Here is a 7,789-nt window from a genome sequence, read left to right as displayed (position 1 = left end):
CGAAGCAGTCAGGGTCGGGTAGTTTACTTTCGCATTTTTGTGCCACACTGGTGACCTCTACCACCACCACAGGGGGGCTAGGCAACCCGCTGTTGGCCACCGGTGAAGACGTCACTTCTCTGCTGCTGGCGGTGGTGGTGGTGCTGTTGATGGGTTGGCTCGTGCGCTGGCTGGGCAAGCGGGCGTTGAAACTGGGGTTCCGCAGCAGAAATGTCGATCCCCAGTCTCAGGGATCCCCGCCGACGGCTGTTCTACACTGGAGAAGGTTTTAACTGGATGGTTTTGCCATGCCGCCTCGCTGGCCCCGGAAGCCCTCCCGTCGGGATCCCGAATTTCGCAAGCTGGATGATCGCTATACCTATGCCGCCCACCTGTCTGTTTTCCTCTGTAGCGGGTCTGGGCTGGTGTTTTTTCAGCAACTGTACCGCGCGGATTGGCCGTGGCTGGTGCCCCTGTTGGGCTGGTGGGCTTTGGGGCTAGGGATCCACAGCTTCTGGATCTTTTTTGTGGCCCGCTATCCCGTCGAGGCCGGCTTTGGGGAGCTCACTCCCGGCGCGCACGAAAACCCAACAGCCGCGGAGACGGATCCCTCCAGAGCCAGCTAGGACTTAGAGAGGGGATGATCCCCTTGCTCCTGTTCTCAGCCAGGGGAGGTAGAAGCTCCACCTGGTCGCCGCTGCCGCCGCAGCAGCAGGGGGGAGAGGTCGCTCTCGTCGTAAATATCGCCCACCAGCTCCTCCAAAATGTCCTCCAGCGTGATCAGGCCGGTGGTGCCGCCAAACTCATCCACCACGATCCCCAGGTGTTGGCGAGAGCGCAGCATTTCCTTGAGCAACAAGCTGACCCGCTTGGTGTCCGGCACAAAAAAAGGCGGTGCCATCGCCTGGGTCACTTCGGCATTGCCTTTTTGATCGAGATAGCGCAAGGCTTGCTTGAGGTGGATAATGCCGACGATCTCGTCCTTGGATTCTCCCTGCACGGGGATGCGCGAGTAGCCCGTTTCCAAACAGAGCTTTACCACATCCTGCAGTGTTTTGTCGTGGGAGATGGTCTCCATTTTAACTCTGGGCTTGGCCACGTCCCGCGCCTGCAGCAAGTCCAAAGCCAAGGCCCCACGGAACAGCCGCCGTTTTTGCCAATCCAGCAGCCCCCGCTGCCCCAACACATCGATCAGCAGCTCCAAATCCTTGAGAGAAGCGGTGGCCGTCAGGGGGGAGAATTCCAATAGATTGAAGAGCCTGCTGACAACCCACTCAAAAGCGTCGCTAAAAGGGCGCAACAGCACCGATAGGACATGAACAGGCCGCACCACCCAGCGGAACACCCCCAGTGGATGGCTCACCGCCAAGGACTTTGGGGCTACTTCCCCAAACAGGAGCACCACAATCGTGGTAGGCACGGTGGCAGCCAAAGCTCCAATCTGGGTTCCCAACAGTTCAATAGAGAGGGTTGTGGCCAAAGCGGCAATGCCGATGTTGACAAAGTTGTTCACCAGCAACAGGGTGGTGATCAGCCGCGAGCGCTGTTGTTGGGCCAGTCGATACAAGCCCTGTGGATCCCCTTGTTCTTCGATCAGAGATTCCAGGCGCAGGTTGTCCATGGCCGTGATGGCGGTTTCGGCCCCAGAGCAAGCTCCTGAGAGGAGCAGCAAAAAGGCCAAGAGGAAGACATTAACCATAGCGCTCCGTTACGGGATATGGGTGGCGTCGAAGGACTAAACCCAAGCTGCTCAAGCCAGTCAGCTCCTCGAAGATCTTATTCATCCCGTTGATTTGTTCTTGATTGAATTGAGTTAAGGCTACTGATCGAAATGGGCGGAGCCGGATCGCTCCAAAAGTTGCCGGTACAACATGACAATCTTGTCTTGCACCTCGGATTGGCTCAGGTGATCTGTGTCGATCAAGATGGCATCGGGGGCAGGCCGCAAAGGAGAAATCAGCCGTTCGCTATCACGGCGATCCCGCTGCTCGATTTGCGCCTTCAATTCTTCAAGGGGTACCATTTGCCCTTGAGCTTGGAGTTGGTGTTGCCGACGCTGCGCCCGCTCCCCGACAGAAGCGGTCAAGAAAACCTTCAGCTCTGCATCAGGAAAGACGTGGGTGCCGATATCCCGCCCCTCCAAGACAGCACCGCCATCCCGGCCAATGCTGCGTTGCCGCTTCACCAGCTCCTGGCGTACTCCCGGCACTGCCGCCACGTGAGAGACCCAGCGGGTCACTTCCGGAGAGCGAATGGCCTGGGTAATTTCTTCGCCATCGGCCCAGATGCGGGTCGGCTCTGTCGAAGAGGTGCCACTTTGCAGGGTGAGCTGGGTTTGGGCGGCCAGTTGGGTGAGTTGCTCGGCATCGTCCAAAGGGATCCCCCGTTGCAGTGCCAGCCAGGTGATGGCCCGATACATGGCTCCGGTATCCAAGTAGAGCAGTTGCAGTTGGGCTGCCACTGCCCGCGCCACGGTGGATTTTCCGGCTCCAGCCGGGCCATCGATGGCAATCAGCGGGCGACGCGGGGGAGAGGTCGTGCCGGAAGAGGGCGGTGCCGCATGCTGGACTCTCTCCGGCGAGGGATCCCCTTGCTCTGGGGAAAGGAGCAGGTTGTCGATCAGGCGAGTCTGCCCCACATAGGCAGCAATGGCCAGCAGGCCCTTGTCTTCCACCCGCGGCAGCGGCTGTAGCGTTTGGGGATCCACCAATTCCAGGTACTGCAGTTGCAGCTCTGGGGTATGCTCCAGCTCAGCACGGGCGGCGGCAAGGATCCCTTCTGCTGAGGGATCCCCGGCCTGCCAATGGTCATATCCCCGACGCAAGGCCCGGTATAGCCCGGCAGCCACCTGTCGTTCAGCAGCAGAAAGGTAGCGGTTGCGGGAGCTACAGGCAAGGCCATCGGCTTCTCGCACCGTGGGGCAGGGAACAATCGTGGTGGGTATTTGCAGATCCCGAACCAAACGCTGAATGATCGCCAGTTGCTGGGCGTCTTTTTGGCCGAAGTAGGCCCGCTGCGGCTGCACCAGGTTCAGCAGTTGCAGCACAATGGTGGCTACACCGCGAAAGTGGCCAGGTCGGTGGGGGGCGCAGAGGGTCTGCAGAAGGGATTCGGGGGGCATGACCCAGGTGCGGTCGCTTCCGGTTGCGGGGTCGGCTCCCATCTCCTCCGGGTCGGGCGCAAACACCACATCTACATCTGCTGCCTCGCACAAGGCCCGATCCCCCTCTTCGTCGCGGGGATAGCGATCCCAGTCTTCGTTGGGGCCAAATTGCAGCGGATTGACGAAAATGCTGACCACCGTGTGGTCACACTCTTGCCGGCAGCGGCGGATTAGGCTGAGATGGCCCTCATGCAGGGATCCCATCGTGGGCACCAAGCCAACTGTGGATCCCCGCCAATCGGCTACCTGCTCCCGCAAAGCAGCAACTGTGCGCAGCCAGTGCATCGCCATGCCACCTCAATCTCTCTCTCCCCTATGGGTTTTCTCCAACCCCCCCAAAGGCTGCTCCTACAGGCCGATCTTGTTGCTGCGTTGATACTGCCTGTAGGCTGCCACGAACAAGCCCGCCAAGGTGACCACCACCATGCCCAAGACGATCCCCAACAAAATCGGCTCGATCACAACACAGACCTCCCAGTTCAAACCTAGATCATGATAAGCCAAGCCCAAACCTATCCTCACCGTTCCTTGCCAAGGAAATCGAGGGGGGATCCCCTAATAAAATGCAGGGGATCCGCGAAGCCGTTGAGATGGCATACCCATAGCCCATGAGGTCAATTGTCTTGTCCGGGGATGGCGGAGACTTGAAGGAGTGCCTGTCCAAACTGGAAGAGCAACTGCGCCCTTTGGCAGACAAGGCCGTTCCCCTGCTGGTGGCAGACTCCGATCCGGTGCAGGTGTGGGCGGCAGTTTTGACCTGCCAACGCTTGGGGATCCCGCTGTTCCTGGGTAATCCCCACTGGGGAGAACGGGAATGGGGACAGGCTTTGGCGGATATGGGATCCGGCTGGTGCTGGCGCCAGGGCCGACTGGAAGGGGATCCCGCCCCCTTGAATCCGCGCCTGCGAGAGTTGCGGGAAGTTTTGCCCAGCTCCCATTGGCCGTTGATCGGCATCCCCACGGGTGGCTCTGGCGGCCAAGTGAAATGGGCCCTGCACTCTTGGCTGACCCTCAGTGCCTCGGCCAAAGCCCACCAACAGCACTTTGCCGTTGGGCCTGTACACAGCTATTGCGTTCTGCCCTTGTACCACGTCAGCGGCTTGATGCAGGCAGTCCGCTCCTGGCTGAGCGGTGGGCAGTGGGTTGTCTGGGATTGGAAACGGCAACAGCAGGCCGAGTCTTGGGATCCCCCTTTGCCGGGGAGCTTTCTATCGCTGGTGCCCACTCAGTTGCAACGGCTGTTGCTCAGCGCCCATCCGGGAGTTTTGGAGAGCCTGCGCCAATTTCGGGCCATTTTGGTCGGCGGTGGCCCCACCTGGCCCAGCTTGCGGCAACAGGCCCGGCAACTTCACCTTCCCCTTGCCCTCACCTACGGTATGACCGAGACCGCCTCCCAGGTGTGTACGTTACTGCCAGAAGCCTTTTGGCAAGGGAGCGACAGTCTGGGTCGGCCTCTGCCCCACGCCACGCTCCAGATCCGCAGCGAAAAAGGGGATCCCCTGCCCAGCCATGCTGTGGGCTACATTCACATTCAGGCAGAGTCGCTGGCACTGGGCTACTACCCGCACCTAAGTGCTACGCACCGCTTACGCGAAGGGCAACAGCAAGGCTTTACCCCCGGCGATTTGGGCTATCTAGACCCCCAGGGATGTCTCCATTGGCTGGGTCGAGCCGATGACCTAATCCTAACCGGCGGGGAAAAGGTGATGGCTGCGGAAGTGGAAGGGGAGATCCGAGCCAGCGGCTGGGTGGAAGATGTGTGCGTGTTGGGCCTACCGGATGCCGAATGGGGGCAGCAGGTGGTGGCGGTGGTCGTCCCCAAAACGGGGATCCCCAAAGAGCTGGAAATGCACCTGAAGCAACACCTAAGCCGCCAACTGAGTCCCTTCAAGCACCCCAAGCACTGGCTGTGGTGTACGGGGATCCCGCGCAACCCTCAGGGCAAAGTCAACCGCCAACAACTCCGGCAGTGGGCAGCTCAGACGTTGGGGATCCCAACGCAGGCAAGTTAGCGGGATCCCTCCCGAATGCCCAGACGGGCTAAATCTCGCTTGATTTCAAAGGCCAATTCTCGGTTGTGCGGCTCCGTGGCCAAAGCTTTTCTCAAGTAGGCTTCCGCCTGCTGATAGCGCCCCTCGTAGATCAAATGGTTGCCGAAGCGCTGGTAGGCCAACGCCAAGATGTGGATGGCCTCGCTGGAGTTGGGAAACCGTTTCAGCAGCGCCTCCGCCTGGGCCACCGCCGTGGGCAACTTCCGCTCCCGCCAGGCTGCCTTGACGCGGGCAATCCCCTCCTTGAGCCCTTCCGGATTGGGCTGCTCTGCCGATGAGGGGCCTATGCTGCGAATGACCACCCGCCTTTCGCCGGCAGCAGGAGAGCTGGGTGGAGATTGACGTTGTGCAGATTGACGTTGTGCATCGTAGCGCCGCCGCTGCTCAGGGTCGCTCAGCACTTGGTAGGCTTGGTGGATTTGTTGGAAACGCTCTCGGGATCCCTCCCCTGCCACATCAGGGTGAAACTGCCGCGCCAACCGTCGAAACGCCTGTTTAATCTCTTCAATGTCCGCTGCAGGAGATAGGTTCAGGATCGCGTAGTAATCCATAAACAGTGGCGAAGTCAAGGGAGCGGGAAAAGACTTGACCGAAAACCAGCTCTAGTCTACCCCTGTAGCCCCGGCTTGACTAAGGGATCCCACCAAGCGCTTGGTTCTCCCGCTTCCCTCAGCAGCAGGGATCCAGTGTTAGACTTTGCCCAAGTTGTTTGGAGCCTCCATTCCGGCCTATCGAGGATCCCTTCCTGTTGCCCAACTTCATTGCAACTTGGCTTTTTTATTTCTATCTGTTATGAGTGAAGCGCTTCATCAAGCTCTTGCCAATCGAGATCTAAAACAATTATTGGCCCATTTGCAGCGGGGGGAAGATGTAAATGCTGTCGATGCTCAGGGAATGACCTTGCTTCACAAAGCGACACTCCTTGGCCATCTGGGACTGCTGGACTTGCTCTTAGTATATGGCGCCTCCCCCAATGCCTTAGATCCCACAGGTGCTACCCCTCTCCATTTGGCTGCCGCCAGGGGTCAGGTCAAGCTGGTGGAGCGTCTCTTGAGGGCAGGCAGTGATATCAATCTCCCAGATAACCATGGCTATACCCCTCTCCATCGGGCTGCTTTAACCGATCAGGTAGAAGTAATCGGTCTGCTCATCCAAAAGGGAGCCAACACCGGTCGTGTTCTCCACTGGGCCACAGCCACCGGTCGAAAAAGCATTCTGGCCCGCCTACTATCCAAGGGAGTGCCGGTGGATGCCACTGACGAAACAGGCCGAACCCCTCTGCATGAAGCCGCCACCCGAGGGGATTTGGGCATCGCTCGCTTTCTGCTCTTGTACGGGGCCAATGCCAATGCGCGCAACCGATTCGGGGCGACACCGATGCACTGGGCTGCTTGGGAAGGACACATCGAAATCCTGGAGCTTTTGCTGGAAAATGGAGCCGAACTAAACCCTCGCAATGAAGATGGGCATACCCCCTTAGCCTATGCACAAAAACGCCAACACAGGCTGGCTGCTCAATGGTTACAAGATCGAGGAGCAACTCTTTAGCTTAGTATCAAGTTTGGCATAGAGAGTAAAACAAAAGTTAATGAAAATGCTGCTATTTCAAGTCATAGGGTATTTGGTCTTCCTCCCTTCTCATGAGATGGGGTTTGAGAGTGAGGGTAACCCCTACAGAAAAAAGGAGAGAGGCTGTTAGGCTTTCCTCCCTCCAGTCTCTTCGTCGCGGTTAGCGTTAACGCCAGCTAGATTCTAACTGATTCTTCCACCTGATTCAACTTTTTTCTAGAGTTTCTCTTGAGCCCAACATAAATTTTTGAACGACAAAACAAGACATAGGACAGACAGTTTGTCCCAAAAGGTTGGTCTTTTTCCTTAGCTTCTGACAAGTTTGCAAAGGAAACTAGAGCAGCAATCTTTGTATTCGGTCTTGTCTTCCGGTTCCCGAAGCCAGATTGCCCCCTTCCAAAGCCATAACCCTCAGCCGCTGTTGCTCCTTTACACTGCCACCTCCACAGATTGACATGAGCAAGCAAAAAATCTCTCTATCAACTGACTCTGACTCTCATTAGCACAGAACCTTGCTTAGCCTTGGAGAGGAGAAAAAGGGATCCCTGCTGACGCAGATGGCCAGCTCTGCCAGCACAGGATCCCTGCCACATCCAAGACAAGAGAAGAAGACTGATGGATATGACTCCACGACTCAACTGAGTAACAGCATAGCTTTATTGAGATTGAATCGCAATGCCTAGCCAACGTAAGAGGAAATGTTCTTGACAAAACTGCTTCAAGTAGTCGTTTCAAGTTAGGGTGAGACGCTTGGGCTACTGAGGAGAGCCTTCTGATTCCCTGTATTCAAGGCTTTAGGTATGGGTGCAGTGTCCCAGTTTGAATCGAAATGGCCACAAGCAGAGTACCTGGGCTAAAGGGTAATTGGCCAAGATTTGCAGTTTCAGCCCTCTTGAGAGGATAGGTCGCGGAGTTGTGGGCACAGCACAGGTTCAAGGGGGGGTGAGGGGCTGATAGCAGTCGTGGTTCTTATTACCCTCTATTTCAACTGCTCGCGTAGCGGGCCGGAGGCCTTAGCAGGAAGCAA

The 7,789-nt window shown here is 57.6% G+C and carries 8 protein-coding genes; 4 read left to right on the top strand and 4 right to left on the bottom strand.

Annotated features, from left to right (window positions below):
• Both NW815_RS08535 and NW815_RS08530 read left to right on the top strand, forming a co-directional pair.
• The coding region (locus NW815_RS08535; RefSeq protein ID WP_414415907.1) for a hypothetical protein at nt 1–272 on the top strand (272 nt) is incomplete at its 5' end.
• A 15-nt stretch (nt 273–287) separates the two neighbouring features.
• A complete protein-coding gene (locus NW815_RS08530; RefSeq protein WP_011433986.1) occupies nt 288–605 on the top strand; it encodes a hypothetical protein in 318 nt (105 codons plus the stop codon).
• 35 nt (nt 606–640) lie between these two features.
• Here the strand turns inward: NW815_RS08530 and NW815_RS08525 are convergent, their stop codons facing one another.
• From NW815_RS08525 to petG, 3 genes are all read right to left on the bottom strand, one after another.
• Nucleotides 641–1,678, bottom strand: a complete 1,038-nt coding sequence (locus NW815_RS08525) for a hemolysin family protein (RefSeq protein WP_414358051.1) — start codon at nt 1,676–1,678, stop codon at nt 641–643.
• Nucleotides 1,679–1,798: 120 nt separating this feature from the next.
• Nucleotides 1,799–3,427, bottom strand: coding sequence for a bifunctional pantoate--beta-alanine ligase/(d)CMP kinase (locus tag NW815_RS08520; protein ID WP_414415906.1), 1,629 nt, complete (start codon nt 3,425–3,427; stop codon nt 1,799–1,801).
• 63 nt (nt 3,428–3,490) lie between these two features.
• On the bottom strand, nt 3,491–3,604 hold the full coding sequence (petG, locus tag NW815_RS08515; protein ID WP_011433989.1) for a cytochrome b6-f complex subunit V: 114 nt from the start codon (nt 3,602–3,604) through the stop codon (nt 3,491–3,493).
• A 146-nt stretch (nt 3,605–3,750) separates the two neighbouring features.
• Between petG and NW815_RS08510 the strand changes: the two genes are divergently transcribed.
• A complete protein-coding gene (locus tag NW815_RS08510) occupies nt 3,751–5,154 on the top strand; it encodes a 2-succinylbenzoate--CoA ligase (RefSeq protein WP_414390098.1) in 1,404 nt (467 codons plus the stop codon).
• Here NW815_RS08510 and NW815_RS08505 read toward each other — a convergent pair.
• Nucleotides 5,151–5,762 (bottom strand): DnaJ domain-containing protein, encoded by a 612-nt coding sequence (locus tag NW815_RS08505; protein ID WP_414415905.1) that lies wholly within the window; start codon nt 5,760–5,762, stop codon nt 5,151–5,153. The genes NW815_RS08510 and NW815_RS08505 overlap by 4 nt on opposite strands.
• A 223-nt stretch (nt 5,763–5,985) precedes the next feature.
• Between NW815_RS08505 and NW815_RS08500 the strand changes: the two genes are divergently transcribed.
• Entirely contained in the window at nt 5,986–6,741 is a 756-nt protein-coding gene (locus NW815_RS08500) for an ankyrin repeat domain-containing protein (RefSeq protein ID WP_414390095.1), read from the top strand.
• Nucleotides 6,742–7,789 lie beyond the last annotated feature (1,048 nt).

Source organism: Synechococcus sp. R6-7 (assembly GCF_047461695.1).
GTDB lineage: Bacteria > Cyanobacteriota > Cyanobacteriia > Thermostichales > Thermostichaceae > Thermostichus.
Note: the sequence above shows the minus strand (reverse complement) of the source record. Positions and strands in the feature narration are given on the sequence as shown.

Excerpts from the sequence above, each read along its gene's own strand:
- NW815_RS08530 (WP_011433986.1), top strand. The coding sequence starts at position 288 with ATGCCGCCTCGCTGGCCCCGGAAGCCCTCCCGTCGGGATCCCGAATTT.
- NW815_RS08525 (WP_414358051.1), bottom strand. The coding sequence starts at position 1,678 with ATGGTTAATGTCTTCCTCTTGGCCTTTTTGCTGCTCCTCTCAGGAGCT.
- NW815_RS08520 (WP_414415906.1), bottom strand. The coding sequence starts at position 3,427 with ATGCACTGGCTGCGCACAGTTGCTGCTTTGCGGGAGCAGGTAGCCGAT.
- NW815_RS08510 (WP_414390098.1), top strand. The coding sequence starts at position 3,751 with ATGAGGTCAATTGTCTTGTCCGGGGATGGCGGAGACTTGAAGGAGTGC.
- NW815_RS08500 (WP_414390095.1), top strand. The coding sequence starts at position 5,986 with ATGAGTGAAGCGCTTCATCAAGCTCTTGCCAATCGAGATCTAAAACAA.